A 25,019-nucleotide genomic window follows, 5' to 3' on the forward strand; every position below is an offset into this window, starting at 1 on the left:
ATCAGCGGGTGATGCCGCGAGACGACGACTGAATGGAGTCACGGAACACCGCGACTTCCGGGAACTGGGCGGACGGTTCGGCGAGTTCGGCCAGCGCCTGCTCGACGGTCAGTCCCTGGCGATACACCGTTTTGTATGCACGGCGCAGGGCGTGAATGGCGTCTTCGCTGAAACCGCGACGGCGCATGCCCTCGAAGTTCATGCTGCGCGCTTCGGCCGGGTTGCCAAATACAGTGACGAACGCCGGAACATCCTTGCCGATGGCCGTGCCCATGCCGGAAAAGCTGTGGGCGCCAATGTGGCAATACTGATGCACCAGGGTGAAACCGGACAGGATCGCCCAGTCATCAACGTGCACATGGCCGGCCAGCGCGGTGTTGTTGACCAGGATGCAGTGGTTGCCGATGACGCTGTCATGTCCGATGTGGGCATAGGCCATGATCAGGTTGTGATCACCCAAGGTCGTTTCGGAACGATCCTGCACGGTGCCACGGTGAATCGTCACGCCTTCACGGATGACATTATGGTCACCGATCACCAGGCGCGTTTCTTCGCCCTTGTATTTCAGGTCCGGCGTGTCTTCGCCTACAGAGGAAAACTGGTAGATGCGATTGTGCCTGCCGATACGGGTCGGACCTTTGAGGATCACGTGTGGCCCGATGACCGTTCCCTCGCCGATTTCCACACCTGCACCGATGATCGACCACGGGCCGACCTCGACGCCATCAGCCAGGACGGCCGACGGATCGATGATTGCGCGAGGGTCAATCAAACTCATAGCTTGCGTTCCGCACAAATGATTTCAGCCGAGCAGACCGGTTTACCATCGACCGAAGCCTGGCATTCGAACTTCCAGATCTGACGCTTGCAGCTGATGAACTTGGCTTCAAGGATCAACTGATCACCCGGCAGCACCGGCTGGCGGAAGCGCAGCTTGTCGGAACCGACGAAGTAGTAAAGGGTGCCGTCGGCCGGTTTCACGTCAAGCATCTTGAAACCGAGGATCCCGGCAGCCTGAGCCATGGCTTCGATGATCAGCACGCCCGGCATGATCGGGTGCGCAGGGAAGTGACCATTGAAGAACGGTTCATTGATGCTGACATTCTTGTAGGCGCGAATGCGCTTGCCTTCCGTATCCAGCTCCACTACCCGGTCCACCAGCAGGAACGGGTAACGGTGAGGCAGGTATTCGCGAATCTCGTTGATGTCCATCATTTCGGGGGGAAGCCTATGTAAAGATTGGGAGCGCGACTGACGCGCACTCCTCTAGCAAATCAAGGAGGCAGTCCAGAGGCTGTGCACACTTGATATGGAAATGGTATCAGCCTTCAGATGAAGCATTACCGTCGGGGGTCACTTCCCCGGACCGCTTTTCCAGCTGTTTCAAACGTCGCGCGATGTCATCGAGCTGACGAATACGGGCCGCGCTTTTGCGCCATTCGGCCGCAGGTTGCATAGCTGTGCCGGAAGAATAGGCACCCGGCTCGGTAATCGAGTGGGTCACCATGGTCATCCCGGTCAGGAATACGTTGTCGCAAATATCGATGTGCCCTACCAGGCCAACACCGCCGGCGAGCATGCAGTGCTTGCCGATTTTGGTGCTGCCGGAAATCCCCACGCACGCCGCCATGGCGGTGTGGTCACCGACCTGCACGTTGTGGGCGATCTGAATCTGGTTGTCGAGCTTCACGCCATTGCCGATCACGGTATCGGCCAACGCACCGCGGTCGATGGCGGTATTCACGCCGATCTCCACATCGTCGCCGATGGTCACGCCACCGATCTGGGCGATCTTTTGCCAGATGCCCTTCTCGTTGGCAAAGCCGAAGCCTTCACCGCCGAGCACAGCACCGGACTGGATCACCACACGCTTGCCGATCCGCACATCGTGATACAGCGTGACCCGCGGGGCCAGCCAGCCGCCCTCGCCGATTTCGCTGCGGGCACCGACAACGCAATGCGCGCCGAGTGTCACGCCTGCACCGATTCGAGCCCCGGCTTCGATCACCACGAAGGGACCGACACTGGCACTCGGATCAACCACGGCATCCTCGGCAATCACCGCTGTTGGATGAACGCCGGCAGTTGCCTTGGGCTTGGGATCGAACAGATGGGAAATGCGCGCGTAAGCCAGGTAAGGATCCGGCACCACCAACGCATCACCGGCATAACCTTCCGCGTCGGCAGCCTTGAGCAACAGGGCTGCGGCTTGCGAGCCTGCCAGGTATTTACGGTATTGGGGGTTTGCCAGAAAGCTCAACTGAGCTGGGCCAGCCTCCTGCAAGGTGGCTAGCCCAGTGATTTGCTTCTCGGGGTCGCCACTCAGGGTGGCGCCGAGGAACTCGGCCAACTGGCCGAGCTTGATAGTCACGGTCATGGGTTACTTCAGCTGATTCATGCGCTCGATAACCTGGCGCGTGATGTCGTACTGAGGTTTGACATCGATCACTGCGCCACGCTCGAACACCAGGTCAAAACCACCTTTCTTGATGACTTCTTCCACTGCGCTATCCAGCTTCGGCTTCAGTTGCTTGAGCATTTCGCGGTCGGCAACGGCCTTGGCTTCGTTCAGTTCCTTGGACTGGAACTGGAAATCACGAGCCTTTTGCTTGAACTCAAGCTCCAGACGCTCGCGCTCGCCTTGCTGCATCTTGTCGCCACCGGCCATCAGGCGATCCTGAATGCCCTTGGCGCTGCTTTCCAGGGTCTTGAGCTTGGTCAGTTGAGGGCCGAATTTCTTCTCGGCATCCACGGCGTACTTCTTGGCCGCGTCGGATTCCAGCAGCGCCATCTGATAGTTCAGAACGGCGATTTTCATGTCGGCAAATGCCGGGCCTGCCACCAGTACGGAGGCCAGGAGAACCAATTGAGTCAACTTACGCACGATGCACTCCTACAAAATCCATTGTCGTTATCTTGGGTCAAACGCTTAGAACGTCTGACCGAGGGAGAATTGGAACACTTGAGTTTCAGCGTCATCCGGTTTCTTGATCGGCATCGCCAGTGCAAAACTCAGCGGACCCAGTGCGGTGACCCAGGTCACGCCGACACCGACGGAGCTGGCCATGTTGCTAAGACTGATGTCGTTGCATTGGGTATTCGACTTCGTACCGTTGGCGTTCGTAGTATCGGAACACTTGGAGTCGAACACGTTACCGACATCCCAGAATACCGAAGTACGCAGCGAACGCTGATCCTTGACGAACGGGAGCGGGAACAGAACCTCGACACCGCCCTGGATCAGGACGTTACCACCGAACGGCAGCGGATCCTGGTCCGGGTCTCTCGCCGTGCCCGGGTTACTCCCCGTACTTGGCGTGCTTCGCGGGCCAAGGGTGCTGTCCTTGAAGCCACGCACCGAGTTGAAACCACCAGCATAGTAGTTTTCATAGAACGGCAAGCCGTCGGTCGAACCGTAACCGTCGCCATAGCCCAGTTCAGTGTGCAGGCGCAGAGTGTAGTTATCGCTGATCGGCTGGAACAGCTGACCGCGGTAATCGAGCTTGAAGAACGACAGATCGCTGCCTGGAACGGTAGTTTCCAGCGTCAGGCTCTGGGAGCGACCACGGGTCGGCAGTACACCTTTGTTCAAGGTGGACTCGGACCAGCCGGCCGAGGCCTTGAAGTTCAGGTACTTGTCGCCTTCCCTGTTAACGAAGTCGAAAATCTCGTCAACGGTGTAGGTACCGGTCTTGATCTCGTCCTGTTGAACGGACAGACCAAAGGTCAGACGCGAAGTCTCGCTGATCGGGTAGCCCACGTTCACGCCGGCGCCCAGGCTGTCTACCGCATAGCTCGCCACATCGACGTCGAGGTCTTTGTAGTCGGTGGTACGGTAGAACGCGTTGTAACCCAGGCTCACGCCATCGGCGGTCCAGTAGGGGTCAACGTAGCCGAAGTTGTAGCGGCTCTGGTATTCGCTGCGGGTCAGGCCGACGCTGACGCGGTTACCGGTACCGAGGAAGTTGTTCTGGGTGATCGAACCACCGAGGATCAGACCGGCGCTCTGGGCGAAACCGACGCTGGCGGTGATCGAACCGGAAGCCTGCTCTTCAACGCTGTAGTTCACGTCAACCTGGTCGTCGACACCTGGCACGGCCGGGGTTTCGACGTTGACTTCTTTAAAGAAGCCCAGACGCTCCAGACGGGTCTTGGACTGGTCGATCAGGTAGGTCGAAGCCCAGCCACCTTCCATTTGACGCATTTCACGACGCAGCACTTCGTCCTCGGACTTGGTGTTGCCACGGAAATTGATGCGATTGACGTAGGCACGCTTGCCTGGATCGACAGCAAACAGGATATCGACGGTGTGATCTTCGTCGTGCGGTTGCGGTACGCCGTTGACGTTGGCGAAGGTGTAACCCTCGTTACCCAGACGACGGGTGATCAGTTCGGAGGTGGTGGTCATCAGCTTGCGCGAGAACACCTGGCCTTTCTGCACCAGCAACAGCGACTTGACCTGGTCTTCAGGAACCTTCAGGTCACCGCTGAGTTTGACGTCACGAACGGTGTACTTCTCGCCTTCGTTGACGTTGACGGTGATGTAGACGTGCTTCTTGTCCGGGGTGATGGACACCTGGGTCGAAGCGATATCCATGTTGATATAGCCGCGGTCCAGGTAGTAGGAACGCAGACGCTCCAGGTCACCGGACAGTTTTTCACGGGCGTACTTGTCGTCGTTCTTGAAGAACGACAGCCAGTTGGTGGTTTTCAGTTCGAACAGGTCGGTCAGGTCTTCTTCGGGGAAAACCGTGTTGCCCACCACGTTGATGTGCTGAATGGCAGCAACGGTGCCTTCATTGATCTTCACTTTCAGGCCGACACGGTTGCGCGGCTGCGAGACCACTTCGGTATCGACGGTAGCCGAGTAACGACCTTGTGCAACGTATTGACGTTGCAGCTCGTTACGCACGCCTTCGAGGGTCGCGCGCTGGAAGATCTCGCCTTCGGCCAGACCGGATTGCTTGAGGCCTTTCATCAGGTCTTCGGTGGAGATCGCCTTGTTGCCTTCAATCTCGATGCTGGCGACCGAGGGACGTTCGACGACGGTGATCACCAGAACGTTGCCTTCGCGGCCCAGCTGGATATCTTGAAAGAAACCGGTTTTGAACAACGCACGAGTGGATTCCACCAGGCGACGATCATCCGCCTGCTCGCCGACGTTCAACGGCAAGGCACCAAAGACGCTACCCGCGGAGACCCGCTGGAGGCCATTGACGCGAATATCAGAGATAGTGAAGGACTCGGCGTGAACTTCGGCGATCATCAATACGGTGAGAACCGCAGTTAGCAGCAGACGTTTCATGAAGTCCTTTCTTATTCCAACTGGCAATAAACAAACTGCCGCAAAATGCGGCAGATTCGCAATTCAGCGAAGCGTTACAGTCGACCCAGATCGTTGACCAGAGCAAGCAACATCACCCCGACCACCAAACTGATACCGATCTGTATCCCCCAACCTTGCACCCGATCCGACAAGGGACGACCACGCGCCCACTCGATCAGATAAAACAACAAATGCCCCCCATCCAGTACAGGAATGGGCAGCAAATTCAGAACCCCCAGGCTAATACTCAGATAAGCAAGGAAATTCAGGAAATCAGCGACGCCCGACTGGGCAGAAGCGCCCGCCACTTTAGCAATGGTTATCGGTCCACTCAAGTTTTTTACCGAGAGCTCGCCGAAGAGCATTTTCTTCAGTGAATCCAGCGTCAGGACGCTCATGGTCCAGGTACGACGGGCACCCTCGCCAATTGCTGCCAAAGGCCCGTAGCTGACCTCGCGGATCATCTCCGGCGGCCAGTCGACAGCCTTCACGCCCGCCCCCAGGTAACCGCTTGGTGACTTCTTCTCGCCCCGCGCGGCCAGTGTGACAGGGACGTCGATTGGAACACCGTCGCGCTCGACGCGCAGCACGATTTTGGTATCAGGACGCGTACGAACGGTGTCGACCACCTGCTGCCAGTCATCCAGCGCCTTGCCATCGAGCGTCAGCAGACGATCGCCGGTTTTCAGCCCGGCTGCCTGGGCCGGACCTTTCGGGTCGAGTTCGGCCAGCACTGGCGGCAATGCCGGACGCCAAGGGCGAATGCCGAGAGAGCGAATCGGATCCGGCTCGTCAGCCCCCTTGAGCCATTTATCGAGTGCCAGTTCACGAGGCGTATCAGCCGTAGAGCCCTGCTCGCGCACCAGCACCTGCAAGGAACCGCTTTCCCCGAGACGTCGCACCAGTTGCAGGTTGACTGCCGCCCAGCCCGAGGTCGGCTCACCGTCGATCGCGACGATTTCCTGACCGGCGCTCAGTCCGGCCGTTGCAGCGATGCTGCCGGACTCCACCGAACCGATGACCGGGCGAATCTGCTCGCTGCCGAGCATGGCCAGCACCCAGAAGAACACCAGCGCAAGCAGAAAGTTGGCCACAGGACCGGCGGCGACGATCGCGATGCGTTGACGAACGGACTTGCGATTGAATGATTGATGAAGCTGATCGGCCGGTACTTCGCCCTCGCGCTCGTCGAGCATCTTGACGTAGCCACCCAGCGGAATGGCCGCGACCACGAACTCCGTGCCCTGCTTATCGTGCCAGCGCAGCAGCGGCATGCCGAAGCCCACGGAGAAACGCAGAACCTTCACGCCACAGCGACGCGCGACCCAGAAATGGCCGAATTCGTGAAAGGTGACCAGCACACCCAAAGCGATCAGGGTGCCGGCAATCATATAGAGCGCGCTCATCTACTTTCTCCGCAATCCTGTCCAGTGCCGCGTGAAGCCATGTGTTGCAAGACCTATCGGCCGTGACGACTTAACCACTGCCCGGCCAATGTCCGGGCAGTCGCGTCAGCGGTGAACACCGCATCGAGATTGTCCAGGGCCACCACAGGTTCGAGGTTCAAGACTTCCTCGATGATACTCGCGATTTCCAGGTAGCGAACCCGTCCGTCGAGAAACGCGGCGACCGCCACTTCATTCGCCGCATTGAGCATGGCCGGGGCGCTGTTTCCCGCCTCGGCAGCCTGGCGCGCCAGACGCAGGCACGGGAAGCGCTCTTCGTCGGGTGCTTCGAAATCCAGGCGTGCTACAGCGAACAGATCCAGCGGCGCCACGCCCGAGTCAATGCGCTCAGGCCAGGCCAGGGCGTTGGCAATCGGCGTGCGCATGTCGGGATTGCCCAACTGCGCCAGCACCGAACCGTCCACGTAATCGACCAGCGAATGAATCACGCTCTGCGGATGAATCACCACCTCGACTTGCGATGGCTTGGCATCGAACAACCAGCAGGCCTCGATCAATTCGAGCCCTTTGTTCATCATGCTGGCCGAATCGACCGAGATCTTGCGACCCATCGACCAGTTCGGGTGCGCACACGCCTGATCGGGTGAAACATGTGCCAGCTCGGCCATCGGCGTCTGCCGGAAAGGGCCACCAGAGGCCGTGAGCAAAATCCGGCGGACCCCAACGTTGCTCAACCCGCGAGCAAAGTCCTGTGGCATGCACTGGAAAATCGCGTTGTGCTCGCTATCGATCGGCAACAGGACCGAACCGCTCTTGCGCACGGCCTGCATGAACAAGGCGCCGGACATGACCAGCGCTTCCTTGTTGGCCAGAAGAATCTTCTTGCCCGCCTCAACTGCCGCCAAAGTCGGGCGCAAGCCGGCGGCGCCGACGATGGCGGCCATGACAGCATCCACCTCCGGCGCAGCAGCGACCTGACACAAGCCTTCTTCGCCGACCAGCACCTGCGTCGACAGGCCCGCAGCACGCAAATCATCCTGCAGGCTGCGGGCAGCGCCGGCTTCCGGCACTACCGCATATTTCGGGAGATGGCGAACACACAGGGCAAACAGTTCGCTCAGACGGGTAAAACCGCTCAGGGCAAAAGCCTGATAACGCTCCGGATGCCGGGCGATGACATCCAGGGTGCTCAGACCGATCGAACCGGTCGCCCCCAGGACGGTAATCTGCTGTGGGCGACTCACGACGCCGCCATCCACAACAGCACCGCGAAGACCGGGATCGCCGCCGTCAGGCTGTCGATGCGATCCAGTACACCACCATGACCGGGCAGCAGATTACTGCTGTCCTTGATGCCGGACTGACGTTTGAACATGCTTTCGGTCAGGTCACCCACCACCGAGATGAAGACGATCACCGCAGCGCCGATCAAGCCCTTGAACAGTTGTGCCACCGTCCAGTCACGGAACAGCGCGACCAGGGTGGTGATGACCAGGCTCAGCGCCAGACCGCCATACACGCCCTCCCAGCTTTTGCCGGGACTGACTTGCGGCGCCAGCTTGCGCTTGCCGAACGCGCGACCGGAGAAATAGGCACCGATATCAGCGCCCCAGACCAGCACCATCACCGCCATGATCAGCCAGTTGCCCAGCGGATACTGCTTGATCTGCACCAACCCCTGCCAGGCAGGCAACAGAATCAACAGACCGATCACCAGCTTGGCGGCGGCGCTGGACCAATGCTCGCTGGAGCGCGGGTAAGTCAGCACCAGCCAGGTCGCCAATGCCCACCAGATCACCGAAGCACCCAACACCCAAGGCGCCAGCCCCGGCAGGATGTACATGACGAACAGCATCAGCGCGACCACCGCCGCGTAGCCGACACGAAATGCCTGTGCGGTGAAGCCGGCCAGACGCGCCCATTCCCAGGCGCCCAGACTTACGACCAGCCCGATGAACAGAGCAAAACCGGAACCCTCGAGCAGGAAAAAACCGCCCAGGGCGATCGGCAGCAGAATCAGTGCAGTGATGATGCGTTGTTTAAGCATTAAACCCGGGCTCCAGCTTCGACCTGCTCGCTCGTTTTACCGAAGCGGCGCTGGCGCAAAGCGAAATCGGCCAGCGCATTGCGCATGGCTTCGTGTTTGAAGTCCGGCCAGAACAGGTCGGAGAAGTACAGCTCGGCGTAAGCCAGCTGCCACAAGAGGAAATTGCTGATGCGGTGCTCGCCGCCGGTGCGGATGCACAAGTCGGGCAACGGCAGATCACCGGTAACCAGACAGGTCTGCAGCAGATCCGGCGTGATGTCTTCCGGCCGCAGATGACCGGCCTGAACTTCACGCGCCAGACGCTGCGCCGCTTGCGCAATGTCCCACTGACCACCGTAGTTGGCGGCGATCTGCAGGATGAAACGGTTGGCACCGGCGGTCATCGCTTCCGCTTCACGCATGGCGGCCTGAAGCTCCGGATGGAACCGCGTACGGTCACCGATGATGCGCAGACTGATGTTGTTGTCATTCAGGCGCTTTGCCTCGCGACGCAACGCCTTGAAGAACAGATCCATCAAGGCGCTGACCTCATCGGCCGGGCGCTGCCAGTTTTCACTGGAAAAGGCGAACAGGGTGAGCACCTCGACCTTGGCCTCGGCACACACCTCGATCACCGCCCGCACAGCGTCTACGCCCGCCTTATGCCCGGCGACACCCGGCATGAAGCGTTTTTTCGCCCAGCGATTATTGCCATCCATGATGATCGCGACATGGCGCGGCACCGCGGACGGCGCAGTCTGCTTGGTCTTGTCCATTTAAAACTCGACCCTTATACGGCCATCAGGTCTTTTTCTTTCTCGTCCGTGGCCTTGGTGATCTGGGCCTCGGATTCTTTGGTCAGCTTATCGATATCAGCGATGGCACGACGCTCTTCGTCTTCGCTGATTTCCTTGTCCTTGACCAGTTTCTTGAGCTCGCCCAAGGCATCACGACGAATATTGCGCACGGCAACACGCGCGTCTTCAGCAGCGCTACGCGCCTGCTTGGTGAAGCCTTTACGCGTTTCCTCGGTGAGGGCCGGCATAGGGATCAACAGCAACTCACCCAGGTTGGTCGGGTTGAGGTTCAGACCAGCGCTTTGGATTGCCTTGTCGACAGCAGCGAGCATGTTGCGCTCGAACGCCACGACCTGCAGGGTGCGCGAGTCTTTCACGGTGACGTTGGCAACGCCGCTCAGCGGAGTATCAGTGCCGTAGTAAGGCACCATGACACTGCCGAGGATGCTCGGGTGAGCCTTGCCGGTACGAATCTGACCGAACGCGTGGTTCAGAGACTCCAGGGATTTCTGCATACGCGCTTGGGCGTCTTTCTTGATTTCGTTGATCATTGTTGGCCTTCCTCGATCAAAGTCCCTTCTGCGCCACCATGCACGATGTTCAGCAGGGCGCCGGGCTTGTTCATGTTAAATACGCGCAGCGGCATCTTGTGATCGCGGCACAGGCAGATGGCCGTCAGATCCATTACGCCCAGCTTGCGATCCAGTACTTCATCGTAAGTCAGATGATCGAACTTCTCGGCATGCGGGTCTTTGAACGGGTCAGCGGTGTAGACGCCATCGACCTTGGTCGCCTTGAGCACGACATCGGCGTCGATTTCAATGGCGCGCAGGCAGGCTGCCGAATCCGTGGTAAAGAACGGATTGCCGGTACCGGCCGCGAAGATCACCACGTCCTTGGAGTTCAGGTGGCGCATGGCCTTGCGACGGTCATAGTGATCGGTCACACCGACCATGGAGATGGCCGACATCACGATCGCCGAGATATTGGCACGTTCCAGCGCGTCGCGCATGGCCAGGGCGTTCATCACAGTGGCCAGCATGCCCATGTGGTCACCCGTGACCCGATCCATACCGGCCTTGCTCAGCGCTTCACCGCGGAACAGGTTGCCACCGCCAATCACCAGACCAACCTGGACGCCGATACCGACCAGCTGGCCGACTTCCAGCGCCATGCGATCCAGCACCTTAGGATCGATCCCGAACTCTTCCGAGCCCATCAGGGCCTCGCCGCTAAGCTTGAGTAGAATGCGTTTATAGCGAGCCTGATAACCACTGCCCTGCTGAGCCATTGCGAATCTCTCCTGCGGCGTATTTTAAAAATTCTTTGCGAGCTGTTTACAGCTGGCGTTCACTCTAGCTTGGCGCTGCTTCAGCGCCATCGGAACATGGCTTTGTAAGTCAGTTCCAAGGGGAAACCAATTAAAAATTGGTAACCCTATCTGAAAAGAGGCTGCGCGCGTGAGCGGGCAGCCTCTTTCGGGCGACAGTTGAAAAACCGTCTTATTGCTTGGCGGCAGCCAGCTGGGCAGCAACTTCTTCAGCGAAGTTGTCGACCGGCTTCTCGATGCCTTCGCCTACTTTGAAGTAGGTGAAGGAAACGATTTCAGCGCCGCCTTTCTTGGCCAGCTCGCCAACCTTGATTTCAGGGTTCTTGACGAACGCCTGCTCAACCAGGCTTGCTTCTGCCAGGAACTTGCTGATACGGCCTTTGACCATGTTCTCAACAATGTTTTCTGGCTTGCCTTTGATTTTTTCTTCGTTCAGCTGCAGGAACACAGCTTTTTCACGCTCGATCGCTTCGTCGGAGACTTGCGAAGGCAGCAGGAACTCAGGGTTGCTTGCAGCAACGTGCATTGCGATGTCTTTGGCCAGCTCGACGTCGCCGCCTTTCAGGACAACAGCAACACCGATCTTGTTGCCGTGCAGGTAGGTGCCGACTACGTCGCCTTCTACGCGCACCAGGCGACGGATGTTGACGTTCTCGCCTACTTTGGCAACCAGTGCTTCGCGAGCGGCTTCTTGAGCAGCGATCAGCGGAGCTGCGTCGGTCAGCTTGTCAGCGAATGCTTTGTCAACGCTGGCAGCAACGAAGTTTTTGAAGTCGTCCTGCAGAGCCAGGAAGTCGGTCTGCGAGTTGACTTCGATCAGAACGGCAGCCTTGCCGTCGTCCTTGATTGCGATAGCGCCTTCAGCGGCAACGTTGCCAGCTTTCTTGGCAGCCTTGATCGCGCCCGAAGCACGCATGTCATCAATGGCTTTTTCGATGTCGCCGCCAGCCTTTTCCAGGGCTTTCTTGCAATCCATCATGCCTTCGCCGGTACGCTCGCGCAGTTCTTTGACCAACGCTGCAGTAATTGCTGCCATTTTCAAATTCCTCTTGGATAGGTTTTCAACCATTCCACCCGATCGAACGGGCGTTCAATTCTTCCCGAGACACCTTGTAGCCGCTGCACGTTACAGATGCTGTAGCTGCGCTGCCGACAAATGGTTTTCGAGGTGGCAAAAAGGGGGCCAAGCCCCCTTTTTGCTTACTGAGTCAACGCCAGGGCGTCAATTACTCAGCTGCAGCCTGAGTTTCTTCAGCTGCGAATTCTACAGTACCGCCAGCAACGTTGTTGCGACCGCGGATGACTGCGTCAGCCATCGAACCCATGTACAGCTGGATAGCGCGGATTGCGTCATCGTTGCCTGGGATGATGTAGTCAACGCCTTCCGGGCTGCTGTTGGTATCGACAACGCCGATGACCGGGATGCCCAGCTTGTTGGCTTCGGTGATCGCGATGCGCTCGTGGTCAACGTCGATCACGAACAGTGCGTCTGGCAGACCGCCCATGTCCTTGATGCCGCCCAGGGAGCGATCCAGCTTCTCAAGATCGCGAGTGCGCATCAGCGCTTCTTTCTTGGTCAGCTTGGCGAAAGTACCGTCTTCGGCTTGTACTTCAAGGTCACGCAGACGCTTGATGGAAGCACGGATGGTCTTGAAGTTGGTCAGCATGCCGCCCAACCAGCGGTGATCGACGTACGGCGAACCGCAACGTGCTGCTTCTTCAGCAACGATCTTGCCAGCGGAACGCTTGGTGCCGACGAACAGAATCTTGTTTTTGCCCTGGGCCAGACGCTCTACGAAAGTCAGAGCTTCGTTGAACATTGGCAGGGTTTTTTCAAGGTTGATGATGTGAATCTTGTTACGCGCGCCGAAAATGTATTTACCCATTTTCGGATTCCAGTAACGGGTTTGGTGACCGAAGTGCACACCGGCCTTCAGCATATCGCGCATGTTGACTTGGGACATGATAGTTCCTTGATAAGTCGGGTTGGGCCTCCACGTATCCCAATGACCAACCATTGATCCGAGGATCAAAGGCACCCAGGCCATCGTGTCGACACGTGTGTGGGTTAATGCTCCCGGAGCTATCCCCGGAAAGCGGCGCATTTTATACCACAGGGACGACGCAAACGGAACCCGGAATCTGCAATCGCGTCAGGGACATGCGCGCCAGGCCCTTGGAATCGGGATAATGCACCGCATTGTATAGAGAGAAGCGATGCACGCAGGCGCGGATTTGCGCCTTTGGTCTGTTAGAATCGCGTTTTTCGGGGCCGCCAAACCAACAGCCGCGCCCCTGTTCGTATCAGCAAGCGCCGCCGAGCGCAGAGAGAGCCTGTATGACCGTCACCCTCAAAACCCCCGAGGACATCGCTGGCATGCGTGTCGCCGGCAAACTGGCCGCCGATGTGCTGGAAATGATTGCCGAACACGTCAAGCCGGGCGTGACCACCGATGAGCTGAACCAGATCTGCCACGACTATATCGTCAACGTGCAGCAGGCCATCCCTGCCCCGCTCAACTACAAGGGCTACCCGAAGTCGATCTGCACCTCGATCAACCACGTGGTCTGCCACGGCATCCCGAACGACAAGCCGCTGAAAAACGGCGACACCCTGAACATCGACGTCACCGTGATCAAGGACGGCTATCACGGCGACACCAGCCGCATGTTCCACGTCGGCACCGTGCCGGTCTGGGCCGAGCGCCTGTCGCAGGTCACCCAGGAATGCATGTACAAGGCGATCGAGATCGTCAAACCCGGCTGCCGCCTCGGCGACATCGGCGAAATCATTCAGAAGCACGCTGAAAAGAACGGCTTCTCAGTGGTGCGTGAGTTCTGCGGTCACGGCATCGGCAAGGTGTTCCACGAAGAGCCGCAGATCCTGCACTACGGCCGCGCCGGCACCGGCATGGAACTGAAGGCCGGCATGACCTTCACCATCGAGCCGATGATCAACCAGGGCAAGGCCGACACCAAAGTACTGGGCGACGGCTGGACCGCGATCACCAAGGATCGCAAGCTGTCGGCACAGTGGGAACACACTTTGCTTGTCACCGACACCGGCTACGAGATCTTCACCCTGCGCAGCGACGACACCATCCCGCGCATCTCGGCCTGATCCAGACACCGTTCCCAGCCTATAGAAGGAAAGCCAATCGATGCCGCAGGTGGATCCCGAACTCTTCGACCGCGGCCAGTTCCAGGCTGAACTGGCCCTGAAAGCGAGTCCCATCGCGGCGTTCAAGAAGGCGATCCGCCAGGCCCGTGAAGTGCTCGATGCACGCTTTCGGGCCGGTCGCGACATCCGGCGGCTGATCGAAGACCGGGCGTGGTTTGTCGACAACATTCTGCAAAAGGCCTGGGACCAGTTCGACTGGAGCGAAGACGCCGACATCGCGCTGGTCGCGGTCGGCGGCTACGGTCGCGGCGAATTGCACCCCTACTCCGACATCGACCTGCTGATCCTGCTGGACAGCGCCGACCACGAAATCTTCCGCGATTCCATCGAGCGTTTTCTGACGCTGCTGTGGGACATCGGCCTGGAAGTCGGTCAGAGCGTTCGCTCGGTCGACGAATGCGCCGAAGAGGCCCGCGCCGACCTGACGGTGGTCACCAACCTGATGGAAAGCCGTACCATCTGTGGTCCCGAGCGCCTGCGCCAGCGCATGCTCGATGTCACCAGCACCGCACACATGTGGCCAAGCAAGGATTTCTTCCTGGCCAAGCGCGCCGAGCAGAAGGCCCGCCACCACAAGTACAACGACACCGAATACAACCTGGAACCCAACGTCAAAGGCTCGCCTGGCGGACTACGGGATATTCAGACGATTCTGTGGGTGGCCCGTCGTCAGTACGGCACCCTGAACCTGCGGGCCCTGGCCGGCGAAGGCTTTCTGGTCGAGAGCGAAAACACCTTGCTGGCCTCCTCCCAGGAATTCCTCTGGAAGGTGCGTTACGCCCTGCACATGCTCGCCGGTCGCTCCGAGGACCGCCTGCTGTTCGATCACCAGCGCACCATCGCCGGGCTGCTGGGTTTTGAAGGCGACGACGCCAAACAGGCCGTCGAAAACTTCATGCAGCAGTACTTCCGCGTGGTGATGAGCATCGCCCAGCTCAGCGACCTGATCATCCAGCACTTCGAGGAAGTCATCCTCGCCCCGGAAGACGAAGCACCGCCGCAGCCGATCAACTCGCGTTTCCAACTGCACGACGGCTACATCGAAGCTCGCAACGACAACGTATTCCGCCGCACGCCGTTTGCCATGCTCGAGATCTTCGTGCTGATGGCCCAGCAGCCGGAAATCAAAGGTGTACGCGCCGACACGATTCGTCTGCTGCGGGAAAACCGCCACCTGATCGACGACAACTTCCGCAACGACATCCGCAATACCAGCCTGTTCATCGAGCTGTTCAAGTGCAAGATCGGCATCCACCGCAACCTGCGGCGAATGAACCGCTACGGCATTCTCGGGCGCTACCTGCCGGAGTTCGGCTTCATCGTCGGGCAGATGCAGCACGACCTGTTCCACATCTATACGGTCGATGCGCACACGCTGAACCTGATCAAACACCTGCGCAAATTGCAGTACACCCAGGTGTCGGAGAAATTCCCGCTGGCCGCCAAGCTCATGGCCAAGCTGCCCAAGCCTGAACTCATTTATATGGCCGGCCTGTACCACGACATCGGCAAAGGCCGGCATGGCGATCACTCGGAGATTGGCGCGGTGGATGCCGAGGCGTTCTGCCAGCGTCACCAACTGCCGGTGTGGGACAGCCGCCTGATCGTCTGGCTGGTGCAGAACCACCTGGTGATGTCGACCACCGCCCAGCGCAAGGACCTGTCCGACCCGCAGGTAATCCATGACTTCGCCCTGGCGGTCGGTGACGAAACCCGTCTCGACTACCTGTACGTGCTGACCGTGGCCGACATCAACGCGACCAACCCGACTCTCTGGAACTCGTGGCGTGCCAGCCTGTTGCGCCAGCTCTACACCGAGACCAAGCGCGCCCTGCGCCGTGGCCTGGAGAACCCGGTGGATCGCGAAGAGCAGATCCGCCAGACCCAGAGTGCGGCACTGGACATTCTGGTGCGCGGCGGCACCGATCCGGATGACGTCGAGCAATTGTGGGCGCAACTGGGCGATGACTACTTCCTGCGCCACACCGCCGGCGACGTGGCCTGGCACACCGACGCGATCCTTCAGCAACCGGCAGACGGCGGTCCGCTGGTGCTGATCAAGGAAACCACCCAGCGCGAATTCGAGGGCGGCACGCAGATCTTCATCTATGCGCCGGACCAGCACGATTTCTTCGCCGTGACCGTGGCGGCGATGGACCAGCTCAACCTGAACATTCACGACGCCCGGGTCATCACGTCCAGCAGCCAGTTCACCCTCGACACCTACATCGTGCTCGACACCGATGGCGACTCGATCGGCGACAATCCGGTCCGGGTCAAACAGATTCGCGACGGCCTGACCGAAGCGCTGCGCAACCCGGCCGACTACCCAACGATCATCCAGCGTCGGGTGCCGCGCCAGCTCAAGCATTTCGCATTCGCCCCGCAGGTGACGATCCACAACGACGCCCAGCGTCCGGTGACCGTGCTGGAACTCACCGCGCCGGATCGCCCGGGCCTGCTGGCACGGGTCGGCGGGATTTTCCTCGAGTTCGACCTGTCGCTGCAGAACGCCAAGATCGCCACCCTGGGCGAGCGGGTGGAAGACGTGTTCTTCATCACCGACGCCCACAATCAACCGCTGTCCGACCCGCTGCTGTGCAGCCGTTTGCAGGATGCCATCGTCGAACAGCTGAGCGTCAATCAGGAACCCGATATCAAACTGTCGCGCATCAGCATTTGATTGCGCGCCCGGATTCAACCGCTTTGCACGAGATCCCGCACCGATGAACAACGCTCTGTCCCAGCTTCAGCCCTACCCGTTCGAAAAGCTCCGCGCCCTGCTCGGCAGCGTCACGCCAAACCCGGACAAGCGCCCGATCGCGCTGTCCATTGGCGAACCGAAGCATCGCTCGCCAAGCTTTGTCGCCGAGGCGCTGGCGAACAATCTGGAGCAGATGTCGGTGTACCCGACCACCCTCGGCATTCCGGCCCTGCGCGAAGCCATCGCGGCTTGGTGCGAACGTCGTTTCAACGTGCCGAGCGGCTGGATCGACCCGGCGCGCAACGTGCTGCCGGTCAACGGCACCCGTGAAGCGCTGTTCGCCTTCACGCAGACCGTGGTCAACCGTGGCGATGACGCCTTGGTCGTCAGCCCGAACCCGTTCTATCAGATCTACGAAGGCGCGGCGTTCCTCGCCGGCGCCAAGCCGCATTACCTGCCGTGCCTGGACGAGAACGGCTTCAACCCGGATTTCGACGCGGTTTCGCCGGACATCTGGAAACGCTGCCAGATCCTGTTCCTCTGCTCGCCAGGCAACCCGACCGGCGCGCTGATCCCGGTCGACGTGCTGAAAAAGCTGATCGCCCTGGCCGACGAATACGACTTCGTGATCGCCGCCGACGAGTGCTACAGCGAGCTGTACTTCGACGAACAGACCCCGCCGCCGGGCCTGCTCAGCGCCTGCGCCGAACTGGGTCGCAAGGACTTCAAGCGTTGCGTGGTGTTCCACAGCCTGTCCAAGCGCTCGAACCTGCCGGGCCTGCGCTCCGGTTTCGTTGCCGGCGATGCCGACATCCTCAAGGGCTTCCTGCTGTACCGCACCTACCACGGCTGCGCGATGCCGGTTCAGACCCAACTGGCCAGCGTCGCCGCGTGGAATGACGAAGTGCACGTGCGCGCCAACCGAGCGCTGTATCGCGAGAAGTTCGATGCCGTGCTGGCGATCCTCAGCCCGGTGATGGATGTGCAGCGTCCGGATGGCAGCTTCTACCTGTGGCCGAATGTGCAAGGCGACGATGCCGCGTTCTGCCGCAATCTGTTTGCCGAAGAGCACGTGACCGTGGTGCCGGGTTCGTACCTGTCCCGTGACGTCGATGGCGTCAATCCGGGTGCCGGGCGCGTGCGCATGGCGCTGGTTGCGCCGCTGGCGGAATGCGTCGAAGCTGCCGAGCGCATCCGCGATTTCGTCCTGCGCCACAAGTAATGCCTGAACGCCCGTGCCGGGCAATCCGGCACGGGTGGTCAAATATCACGTAACAGTTCCCCTTCTTTTCTACCCCACGCCCCTGCCCGCCAGACGTTAGTCTTGAGCGGCGCCGTTCGCTGCGCCTTACTAAAAACCGATCTTTGACTTCATGGAAGAAGTGAAAATGACAGAACTGCTCGATTGCCAACTCAACCAATGGCCCGACGATCAGGCGGCGTATATAGCCGCCATCAACGAAAACCCGGCCAATGCCGGCACCGCGACCGGCACTCGCCGCAAGCGCTCCGTCGTCAACTACTCAAAACTGTGGGCTAACGGCCGCACACTGAAAATCGCCTTCATGGACGCGCCCGATACCGATCACAAGAAGAAGATCATCGATGCCGCCAGCCAGTGGTTGCCGTACATCAATCTCACGTTTGAATTCGTCGATGACCTGTTGGGCGACATCCGCATCGCTACTAAAAACAACGACAACAGTTCGATGCTCGGCACCGATGCGCTGCTGATTCATCCGGACTATCCGACCATGAACCTGGGCGTAAAGCCGGATCACCAGGACTTTGAAGTGATCGTGATGCACGAGTTCGGTCATGCGCTGGGCGCGCTGCATGAACACCAACACCCACAGGCAAAAATTCCGTGGGATAAACCGAAGGTGTACGAGTTCTACAAAAATCGCGAGATGAACCCGCTGACCGAGGAGCAGGTCGACAGAAACCTGTTCGCTTCCTTCGACACGCTGGACGCGATCTACACCGCCTACGACCGCAGGTCGATCATGCACCACCCCGTGGCCAACACCTTGACGGTGGGCAACTGGGAGGTGCCGATCAACCGCACGATCAGCAAGAAAGACAAACGCCTGATGAGATTGCTCTATCCCAGGTAACGCGCTGCCTATTTGACCTGCCCCAGGTTGGCCTCACTCAAGTCGAGCTCGCCCAACACTTCACGCAACACATCATCACCGATCTGGTGCTGACGGCTGAGGCTGTACAACTCGAGGCGTTGCGCGCGCAGCGCCTTGAGTCGCAGGCGGCGCTCCAGCAGATCCATCTGGAACGCCAGCGCCTGGGCTTCGGCCGAATCGTTGAACACCTCCAGTTGATGACGATACTCGGACATGATCCGGGCCTTGAGCTCCGCTGCCAGCGCGGCTTGCGCGGCATCCTGCGGGTTGACCTCTTCGGTCTCCAGCGCATGAATCGCTGCTTCCGCCGTCTTGCGCCAGGCGTCTCGCACTTCCTGACGGCGTTTGTCGTCCGGGCTCTTTTCGATGCCGCGCAACAGCAACGGCAGCGCAATGCACGCCGCCACCAGCGACAACAGGATCACCCCGGCGGCGATGAAGATCAGCAGATCGCGCTCGGGGAACGCCTCGCTGCCCATCAGCATCGGCACCGACATCACGCCTGCCAGGGTCACCGCACCGCGTACGCCACCGACGGTCAGCAGCCAGCAGGAACGGGCGGTCGGCACTTGCGTCAGATCTCCCTTGCCCCGCAGGCGGCGCAGCAACACCGACAGGCGCCAGATGCTCTGTACCCAGATGAAACGCAACAGTACAAGCGCCAGGAAGATCGCCACCACATCGAGACAGCGATAGAACAGGGTCGGCCACAACGAGGTCTCGTGGCTGACCACCGCTTTGATGATGTCCGGCAGTTGCAGCCCCAGCAGCAGGAAGATCAGGCCATTGAAGGCGAATTCCAGTAACGACCAGACACTGCGGTTGAGCAAACGCGTGCTGGTCTGGCGCGGCAGCAGATCGAGCCAGCTCTGCATCATCCCCGCCGCCACTGCCGAAAGGATGCCCGACGCGCCAAGCCGTTCGGCCAGCACGTAAGCGGCAAACGGCAGCAGCAACATGAACACCACGTGGGTCGCCGGATCGTCCCAGCCCCGGGCGATCATCCAGGCGCGCAACCGGCCGACCAGCCAGCTCAGTGCCACACCGACCGCCAGCCCGCCGACTGCCACCAGCACGAAGGTCAGACTGGCATTGGCCAGGGAAAACGCACCGGTCACCGCGGCAACCAAGGCGAATTTGAATGTCACCAGGCCCGAGGCATCATTCATCAACGCCTCGCCTTGCAGCATGTGCATTAGCGGCGTCGGCAAACGGTTTTGCGCGATGGCCGAAACCGCCACGGCATCCGTCGGCGACAGCACCGCCGCCAGCGCAAAGGCCACCGGTAAAGGAATCGTCGGCAGCAGCCAATGAATGAAGTAACCGGCGCCGACCACGGTAAACAGCACCAACCCGACTGCCAGCGTCAGCACCGGCCCGCGCAGGCGCCACAATTCGCGCTTGGGCATGCGCCAGCCATCGGAAAACAGCAGCGGCGGCAGGAACAGAAACAGGAACAGTTCGGGATCAAGGGCCACGTGCAGGCCGAGGGTCGGCCAGGCCAGCAAGGCGCCGGCGGCGATCTGTACCAGTGGTAGCGGCAGCGGAATCACCCGTCCCACCAGGCGCGAGACACTGACCAGCATCAGCAGGATCAGGACGGTATAAGCAGTTTGCATAAAGCGGAAATCCCGGACAATCGACAGCGTTGAACTGCCATATTAGCCGCTTAGGCTGTGGCTGACCGTTGCACCTATGTCGCAGGCCCCCTCCGTAAAAGCAACCTCGGCGCCGCGAAACCGTCTGGTCATGGCATAATCCGACACCATTTTTTTCCAGCACCTGTAAAGGGGGCAATTCCTTGACCGTTTCAAGCAAAACGTTGCACCTTTTCGGCATCAAAGCCTGCGACACCATGAAAAAGGCGCGCACCTGGCTCGATGAACACGCTGTCAGCTATGACTTCCACGATTACAAGACCGCCGGCATTGACCGTGAGCACCTGACCCAATGGTGCGACGAACATGGCTGGCAAACGGTGTTGAACCGCGCAGGCACGACCTTTCGCAAACTCGACGACGAACGCAAAGCCGATCTCGACCAGTCGAAAGCCATCGAACTGATGCTCGCTCAACCCTCGATGATCAAGCGCCCGGTGCTCGATCTCGGTGACCGAACCCTGATTGGCTTCAAGCCAGATATCTACGCGGCCGCCCTCAAGTAAGCAGCCCGTCACTTTTTGTAGAGGTATTCACATGTCCAACTCCCTGTTCAGTATTGCCTTCGGCGTCGGCACCCAGAACCGTCAAGGTGCTTGGCTGGAAGTGTTCTACGCCCAGCCGCTGTTGAACCCTTCGGCCGAACTGGTTGCCGCTGTTGCACCGATCCTCGGCTACACCGAAGGCAACCAGGCGATCACCTTCACCACCGCACAAGCCGCCCAACTGGCCGAAGCCGTGAAAGGCATCGACGCGGTACAAGGCAAGCTGCTGACCCGTCTGGCTGAAAGCCACAAGCCGCTGGTCGCCACCCTGCTGGCCGAAGACGCGCAACTGACCTCGACCCCTGAGGCTTACCTGAAGCTGCACCTGCTGTCCCATCGTCTGGTCAAGCCGCACGGCGTGAGCCTAGCCGGGATCTTCCCGCTGCTGCCGAACGTGGCCTGGACCAGCCAGGGCGCGATCGACCTGAGCGAACTGGCCGAGCTGCAACTCGAAGCCCGTCTGCGCGGCGAGCTGCTGGAAGTGTTCTCGGTGGACAAATTCCCGAAAATGACCGACTACGTAGTACCGGCCGGCGTGCGTATCGCTGACGCGGCGCGTCTGCGTCTGGGCGCCTACGTGGGCGAAGGCACCACCGTGATGCACGAAGGCTTCATCAACTTCAACGCCGGCACCGAAGGCCCGGGCATGATCGAAGGCCGCGTTTCCGCTGGCGTATTCGTCGGCAAGGGCTCGGACCTGGGCGGCGGCTGCTCGACCATGGGCACCCTGTCGGGCGGCGGCAACATCGTGATCAAGGTCGGCGAAGGCTGCCTGATCGGTGCCAACGCCGGTATCGGTATCCCGTTGGGCGACCGCAACACCGTCGAGTCGGGCCTGTACGTGACCGCCGGCACCAAGGTGGCGCTGCTGGACGAGCACAACAACCTGGTCAAAGTGGTCAAGGCTCGTGAACTGGCTGGTCAGACCGACCTGCTGTTCCGTCGCAATTCGGAAACCGGCGCTGTGGAATGCAAGACCCACAAATCGGCGATCGAACTGAACGAAGCACTGCACGCTCACAACTAAGCGCCAGAAGCTCACCTGAGGGAGCCGGCCTGTTTGCCATGGCGTTCGAAAGATCGCCATCGCGGGCAAGCCCGCTCCCACAGGGTTCGGCGTTAACCCGCCCATCTTCACCAGGGCTTGAAACCGTGATGATTCCCTCCCCCTGGCGCGCCGACTTCCCGGCCATCGCCGCCCTGCAACGGCAAGACCAGACTTACCTGGACAACGCCGCCACCACCCAAAAACCCCAGGCCCTGCTCGACGCGCTGGCGCATTACTACGCCAATGGCGCGGCCAACGTGCATCGTGCCCAACATCTGCCCGGTGCCCACGCCACGCAGGCGTTCGAGGACAGTCGCCTGAAGGTTGCCCAGTGGCTGAATGCCGGTGACAGCGGGCAGATCATCTTCACCCACGGCGCCACCAGTGCGCTGAATCTCCTGGCCTATGGCCTGGAACATCTTTTCCATCCCGGCGATGAAATTGTCATCAGCGCCCTGGAGCATCACGCCAACCTGCTGCCTTGGCAGCAACTGGCACAACGTCGCGACTTGAAGCTGATAATCCTGCCGCTGGACGATGACGGTGTGATCGACCTCGCCGCTGCCGTTCACCTGATTGGCCCGCGCACTCGCTTGCTGGCGGTCAGCCAGTTGTCCAACGTGCTTGGTGCATGGCAACCATTGCCGGCGCTGCTGGCGATGGCCAAGGCACACAACGCGCTGACCGTGGTCGATGGCGCTCAAGGTGTGGTCCACGGTCGGCATGACGTCCAGGCCCTTGGTTGCGACTTTTACGTGTTTTCCAGCCACAAGTTGTACGGCCCCGATGGCCTCGGCGTGCTGTTCGGGCGCAACGCAGCGCTCGAACAACTGCGCCCGTGGCAATTCGGTGGTGAGATGGTGCTGGAAGCCAATTACCACGACGCGCGTTTCCGCCCCGCTCCCTTGGGATTCGAAGCGGGAACGCCGCCGATTGCCAGTGTGATCGGACTTGGTGCGACCCTCGACTATCTGGCCGGTCTGGATCAGGACGCGGTGTCCGCCCACGAAGCGGCGCTGCACGATTACCTGTTACGTGGCCTCGCCGCCCGCAATGGCATTCGTCTGTTGGGCAAGCCGCAATTGGCGCTGGCGAGTTTTGTCGTGGAGGGTGTGCATAACGCCGATCTGGCGCACTTGCTGACCGAACAGGGCATCGCCGTACGTGCCGGGCATCACTGTGCGATGCCGCTGCTCAAGCGTTTCGAACTGGCCGGGGCTATTCGTGTGTCGCTGGCGCTGTACAACGATTCCGAGGATCTGGAGCGGTTCTTTGAAGCGCTGGATCAGGCGCTGGAGTTGTTGCGATGAGCCTGCCGGTCGAGGCCGCCGAGGCGCTGCAAACATTTCAGAACGCCGCCGGCTGGGAACAGCGGGCGCGATTGTTGATGCAGTTTGGCGATCGTCTGCCGCCGTTGAGCGATGCGGACAAGTGCGAGGCCAATCGAGTGCACGGCTGTGAAAGTCAGGTGTGGCTGGTTGGCGAATTGCGCGACGACCGCTGGCAATTCGCGGCGAGCAGCGATGCACGGATGATTCGCGGGTTGGTGGCGTTGTTGCTGTTGCGGGTCAACGGTTTGACCGCTGGCGAGTTGCAGTTGGTTGATCTGCCGGACTGGTTCAATCAGTTGGGGCTATCGCGGCAGTTGTCGCCGTCGCGCAGCAATGGCCTGAATGCCGTGTTGCAGCGGATGCGTGAACTCGCCCCGAACTGATCGTTCCCACGCTCCGCGTGGGAATGCAGCCCGGGACGCTCTGCGTCCCATGCCGAAGCGGACGCAGAGCGTCCAATGAGGCATTCCCACGCAGACGGTTCGACGCCTCGACGTGGGAACGATCGGCGACGTAGAGCGTGGGAACGATCGGTCACTGGTCAGGCCTGAGGCTTGACCCGATCCGCCGGGCGCCGAACGCCCGCCACAATCTTGTCCACCGCCTTGGTCGCCGCGACCATGCCGAACGTCGCCGTCACCATCATCACCGCGCCAAACCCGCCGGCGCAGTCCAGCTTCACACCGTCGCCGACAAAACTCTTCTGCAGGCAAATGCTGCCGTCCGGTTTCGGATAGCGCAGCTGTTCGGTGGAGAACACGCACGGCACGCTGTAATGGCGGGTCACGGTACGCGAGAAGCCGTAGTCGCGGCGCAGCGTCGAGCGCACTTTCGAGGCCAAAGGATCATTGAACGTACGGTTGAGGTCGCAGACCTGAATCAGCGTCGGATCGATCTGCCCGCCGGCGCCGCCGGTGGTGATGATCTGGATTTTGCGCCGTTTGCACCAGGCGATCAGCGCGGCCTTGGCGTTGACCGCATCGATGCAGTCGATCACGCAGTCGATGTTCGGCGTGATGTATTCGGCCATGGTGTCGCGGGTGACGAAGTCCGCCACGGCGTGCACCTTGCAGTCCGGGTTGATCCCGCGCAGACGCTCGGCCATCACCTCCACCTTGGGCTTGCCGACGGTGCTGTCCAGCGCATGCAACTGACGGTTGGCGTTGCTGACGCAGACGTCGTCGAGGTCGAACAGCGAAATCTCGCCCACCCCGCAACGGGCCATGGCTTCCGCCGCCCAGGAGCCGACGCCGCCAACGCCGACAATCGCCACATGGGCTGCGCGCAGACGCTCGAGGCCCTCGATGCCATACAAACGGGCGATGCCTGCAAACCGCGGATCTTCTGTACTCATGACCATTACCCTAAAAACCGGCGCGCATTATAGGGCCGTCGGCGGCCAAGAGCATCTTTGCGCTATGAACGGCGAACGCGCCTGCTTTAATTAAAGCTGCACGTAACAAAGATTTGTCTTACACACTGAAACGAAAGAACTTAAGTCAGGTTGGATTGCCCAACGTCCGGCATTT

23 protein-coding genes are annotated in these 25,019 nt (G+C 60.2%); 8 read left to right on the plus strand and 15 right to left on the minus strand.

All coding sequences use genetic code 11. From position 1 onward, the window contains the following. Nucleotide 1 precedes the first annotated feature (1 nt). From lpxA to rpsB, 13 genes are all read right to left on the minus strand, one after another. On the minus strand, nt 2-778 hold the full coding sequence (gene lpxA / locus GQX66_RS20795) for an acyl-ACP--UDP-N-acetylglucosamine O-acyltransferase (protein ID WP_085748112.1): 777 nt from the start codon (nt 776-778) through the stop codon (nt 2-4). Further along, nucleotides 775-1,215, minus strand: coding sequence for a 3-hydroxyacyl-ACP dehydratase FabZ (gene fabZ / locus GQX66_RS20800; protein WP_003222142.1), 441 nt, complete (start codon nt 1,213-1,215; stop codon nt 775-777). Before fabZ ends, lpxA begins: the two co-directional genes overlap by 4 nt. Nucleotides 1,216-1,321: 106 nt before the next feature. After that, entirely contained in the window at nt 1,322-2,377 is a 1,056-nt protein-coding gene (gene lpxD, locus GQX66_RS20805) for a UDP-3-O-(3-hydroxymyristoyl)glucosamine N-acyltransferase (RefSeq protein WP_085748111.1), read from the minus strand. A 3-nt stretch (nt 2,378-2,380) separates the two neighbouring features. Then, nucleotides 2,381-2,884, minus strand: a complete 504-nt coding sequence (locus GQX66_RS20810; RefSeq protein ID WP_003222140.1) for an OmpH family outer membrane protein — start codon at nt 2,882-2,884, stop codon at nt 2,381-2,383. A gap of 45 nt (nt 2,885-2,929) precedes the next feature. Continuing rightward, on the minus strand, nt 2,930-5,305 hold the full coding sequence (gene bamA / locus GQX66_RS20815; protein WP_207985167.1) for an outer membrane protein assembly factor BamA: 2,376 nt from the start codon (nt 5,303-5,305) through the stop codon (nt 2,930-2,932). 74 nt (nt 5,306-5,379) lie between these two features. Further along, nucleotides 5,380-6,732 (minus strand): sigma E protease regulator RseP, encoded by a 1,353-nt coding sequence (gene rseP / locus GQX66_RS20820; RefSeq protein ID WP_085748109.1) that lies wholly within the window; start codon nt 6,730-6,732, stop codon nt 5,380-5,382. A 53-nt stretch (nt 6,733-6,785) separates the two neighbouring features. Continuing rightward, the gene (ispC, locus tag GQX66_RS20825; RefSeq protein ID WP_085748108.1) at nt 6,786-7,976 is read right to left on the minus strand and encodes a 1-deoxy-D-xylulose-5-phosphate reductoisomerase; all 1,191 of its coding nucleotides are present in this window, start codon (nt 7,974-7,976) and stop codon (nt 6,786-6,788) included. Then, nucleotides 7,973-8,779: a phosphatidate cytidylyltransferase gene (locus tag GQX66_RS20830; protein WP_102686554.1), complete on the minus strand. Its 807-nt coding sequence runs from the start codon at nt 8,777-8,779 to the stop codon at nt 7,973-7,975. Before GQX66_RS20830 ends, ispC begins: the two co-directional genes overlap by 4 nt. After that, the gene (gene uppS / locus GQX66_RS20835) at nt 8,779-9,534 is read right to left on the minus strand and encodes a polyprenyl diphosphate synthase (RefSeq protein WP_007954779.1); all 756 of its coding nucleotides are present in this window, start codon (nt 9,532-9,534) and stop codon (nt 8,779-8,781) included. Before uppS ends, GQX66_RS20830 begins: the two co-directional genes overlap by 1 nt. Nucleotides 9,535-9,548: 14 nt before the next feature. Further along, nucleotides 9,549-10,106, minus strand: coding sequence for a ribosome recycling factor (gene frr / locus GQX66_RS20840; protein WP_007954771.1), 558 nt, complete (start codon nt 10,104-10,106; stop codon nt 9,549-9,551). After that, a complete protein-coding gene (gene pyrH / locus GQX66_RS20845; RefSeq protein ID WP_003222124.1) occupies nt 10,103-10,846 on the minus strand; it encodes a UMP kinase in 744 nt (247 codons plus the stop codon). The genes frr and pyrH overlap by 4 nt, the downstream gene beginning before the upstream one ends. A 211-nt stretch (nt 10,847-11,057) precedes the next feature. Beyond that, a complete protein-coding gene (gene tsf, locus GQX66_RS20850) occupies nt 11,058-11,921 on the minus strand; it encodes a translation elongation factor Ts (protein ID WP_011332682.1) in 864 nt (287 codons plus the stop codon). A gap of 190 nt (nt 11,922-12,111) precedes the next feature. Beyond that, nucleotides 12,112-12,849, minus strand: a complete 738-nt coding sequence (gene rpsB / locus GQX66_RS20855; RefSeq protein WP_008052780.1) for a 30S ribosomal protein S2 — start codon at nt 12,847-12,849, stop codon at nt 12,112-12,114. Nucleotides 12,850-13,223: 374 nt separating this feature from the next. Here rpsB and map point away from each other — a divergent pair, with 374 nt between their 5' ends. From map to GQX66_RS20875, 4 genes are all read left to right on the plus strand, one after another. Then, complete coding sequence (map, locus tag GQX66_RS20860; protein WP_039769663.1) at nt 13,224-14,006, plus strand: type I methionyl aminopeptidase; 783 nt, start codon at nt 13,224-13,226, stop codon at nt 14,004-14,006. Nucleotides 14,007-14,046: 40 nt separating this feature from the next. Then, a complete protein-coding gene (locus GQX66_RS20865) occupies nt 14,047-16,749 on the plus strand; it encodes a [protein-PII] uridylyltransferase (RefSeq protein WP_240871040.1) in 2,703 nt (900 codons plus the stop codon). Between the two features lie 43 nt (nt 16,750-16,792). Further along, nucleotides 16,793-17,992, plus strand: coding sequence for a succinyldiaminopimelate transaminase (gene dapC, locus GQX66_RS20870; RefSeq protein WP_102686552.1), 1,200 nt, complete (start codon nt 16,793-16,795; stop codon nt 17,990-17,992). A gap of 166 nt (nt 17,993-18,158) precedes the next feature. After that, entirely contained in the window at nt 18,159-18,887 is a 729-nt protein-coding gene (locus GQX66_RS20875; protein ID WP_085748220.1) for a M12 family metallopeptidase, read from the plus strand. Between the two features lie 8 nt (nt 18,888-18,895). Here the strand turns inward: GQX66_RS20875 and GQX66_RS20880 are convergent, their stop codons facing one another. Then, complete coding sequence (locus tag GQX66_RS20880) at nt 18,896-20,527, minus strand: Na+/H+ antiporter (RefSeq protein WP_085748104.1); 1,632 nt, start codon at nt 20,525-20,527, stop codon at nt 18,896-18,898. 182 nt (nt 20,528-20,709) lie between these two features. Here GQX66_RS20880 and GQX66_RS20885 point away from each other — a divergent pair, with 182 nt between their 5' ends. The 4 genes from GQX66_RS20885 to GQX66_RS20900 all read left to right on the plus strand — a co-directional run bounded on the left by GQX66_RS20885 (nt 20,710) and on the right by GQX66_RS20900 (nt 23,873). After that, a complete protein-coding gene (locus tag GQX66_RS20885) occupies nt 20,710-21,072 on the plus strand; it encodes an ArsC family reductase (RefSeq protein WP_003222107.1) in 363 nt (120 codons plus the stop codon). A gap of 31 nt (nt 21,073-21,103) precedes the next feature. Next, the gene (gene dapD, locus GQX66_RS20890) at nt 21,104-22,138 is read left to right on the plus strand and encodes a 2,3,4,5-tetrahydropyridine-2,6-dicarboxylate N-succinyltransferase (protein ID WP_007954762.1); all 1,035 of its coding nucleotides are present in this window, start codon (nt 21,104-21,106) and stop codon (nt 22,136-22,138) included. A 125-nt stretch (nt 22,139-22,263) separates the two neighbouring features. After that, nucleotides 22,264-23,469 carry a cysteine desulfurase gene (locus tag GQX66_RS20895; protein WP_085748102.1) on the plus strand — a complete coding sequence of 402 codons (1,206 nt, stop codon included), beginning with the start codon at nt 22,264-22,266 and terminating at the stop codon, nt 23,467-23,469. Further along, nucleotides 23,466-23,873: a SufE family protein gene (locus GQX66_RS20900; RefSeq protein ID WP_240871042.1), complete on the plus strand. Its 408-nt coding sequence runs from the start codon at nt 23,466-23,468 to the stop codon at nt 23,871-23,873. Before GQX66_RS20895 ends, GQX66_RS20900 begins: the two co-directional genes overlap by 4 nt. A gap of 158 nt (nt 23,874-24,031) precedes the next feature. On the opposite strand, the gene tcdA is transcribed toward GQX66_RS20900, so the two are convergent. Continuing rightward, nucleotides 24,032-24,850, minus strand: coding sequence for a tRNA cyclic N6-threonylcarbamoyladenosine(37) synthase TcdA (tcdA, locus tag GQX66_RS20905; RefSeq protein ID WP_039769652.1), 819 nt, complete (start codon nt 24,848-24,850; stop codon nt 24,032-24,034). Nucleotides 24,851-25,019: the final 169 nt, after the last annotated feature.

The sequence above is a fragment of the Pseudomonas sp. B707 genome (assembly GCF_022496685.1).
In the GTDB taxonomy this organism is placed as follows: Bacteria; Pseudomonadota; Gammaproteobacteria; order Pseudomonadales; family Pseudomonadaceae; genus Aquipseudomonas; species Aquipseudomonas paraglycinae.

What these genes read in the sequence shown, in the direction of transcription:
- lpxA (WP_085748112.1), bottom strand. Translation starts at nt 778, where the DNA reads ATGAGTTTGATTGACCCTCGCGCAATCATCGATCCGTCGGCCGTCCTG.
- fabZ (WP_003222142.1), bottom strand. Translation starts at nt 1,215, where the DNA reads ATGATGGACATCAACGAGATTCGCGAATACCTGCCTCACCGTTACCCG.
- lpxD (WP_085748111.1), bottom strand. Translation starts at nt 2,377, where the DNA reads ATGACCGTGACTATCAAGCTCGGCCAGTTGGCCGAGTTCCTCGGCGCC.
- bamA (WP_207985167.1), bottom strand. Translation starts at nt 5,305, where the DNA reads ATGAAACGTCTGCTGCTAACTGCGGTTCTCACCGTATTGATGATCGCC.
- rseP (WP_085748109.1), bottom strand. Translation starts at nt 6,732, where the DNA reads ATGAGCGCGCTCTATATGATTGCCGGCACCCTGATCGCTTTGGGTGTG.
- GQX66_RS20830 (WP_102686554.1), bottom strand. Translation starts at nt 8,779, where the DNA reads ATGCTTAAACAACGCATCATCACTGCACTGATTCTGCTGCCGATCGCC.
- uppS (WP_007954779.1), bottom strand. Translation starts at nt 9,534, where the DNA reads ATGGACAAGACCAAGCAGACTGCGCCGTCCGCGGTGCCGCGCCATGTC.
- frr (WP_007954771.1), bottom strand. Translation starts at nt 10,106, where the DNA reads ATGATCAACGAAATCAAGAAAGACGCCCAAGCGCGTATGCAGAAATCC.
- pyrH (WP_003222124.1), bottom strand. Translation starts at nt 10,846, where the DNA reads ATGGCTCAGCAGGGCAGTGGTTATCAGGCTCGCTATAAACGCATTCTA.
- tsf (WP_011332682.1), bottom strand. Translation starts at nt 11,921, where the DNA reads ATGGCAGCAATTACTGCAGCGTTGGTCAAAGAACTGCGCGAGCGTACC.
- rpsB (WP_008052780.1), bottom strand. Translation starts at nt 12,849, where the DNA reads ATGTCCCAAGTCAACATGCGCGATATGCTGAAGGCCGGTGTGCACTTC.
- map (WP_039769663.1), top strand. Translation starts at nt 13,224, where the DNA reads ATGACCGTCACCCTCAAAACCCCCGAGGACATCGCTGGCATGCGTGTC.
- GQX66_RS20865 (WP_240871040.1), top strand. Translation starts at nt 14,047, where the DNA reads ATGCCGCAGGTGGATCCCGAACTCTTCGACCGCGGCCAGTTCCAGGCT.
- dapC (WP_102686552.1), top strand. Translation starts at nt 16,793, where the DNA reads ATGAACAACGCTCTGTCCCAGCTTCAGCCCTACCCGTTCGAAAAGCTC.
- GQX66_RS20875 (WP_085748220.1), top strand. Translation starts at nt 18,159, where the DNA reads ATGACAGAACTGCTCGATTGCCAACTCAACCAATGGCCCGACGATCAG.
- GQX66_RS20880 (WP_085748104.1), bottom strand. Translation starts at nt 20,527, where the DNA reads ATGCAAACTGCTTATACCGTCCTGATCCTGCTGATGCTGGTCAGTGTC.
- dapD (WP_007954762.1), top strand. Translation starts at nt 21,104, where the DNA reads ATGTCCAACTCCCTGTTCAGTATTGCCTTCGGCGTCGGCACCCAGAAC.
- GQX66_RS20900 (WP_240871042.1), top strand. Translation starts at nt 23,466, where the DNA reads ATGAGCCTGCCGGTCGAGGCCGCCGAGGCGCTGCAAACATTTCAGAAC.
- tcdA (WP_039769652.1), bottom strand. Translation starts at nt 24,850, where the DNA reads ATGGTCATGAGTACAGAAGATCCGCGGTTTGCAGGCATCGCCCGTTTG.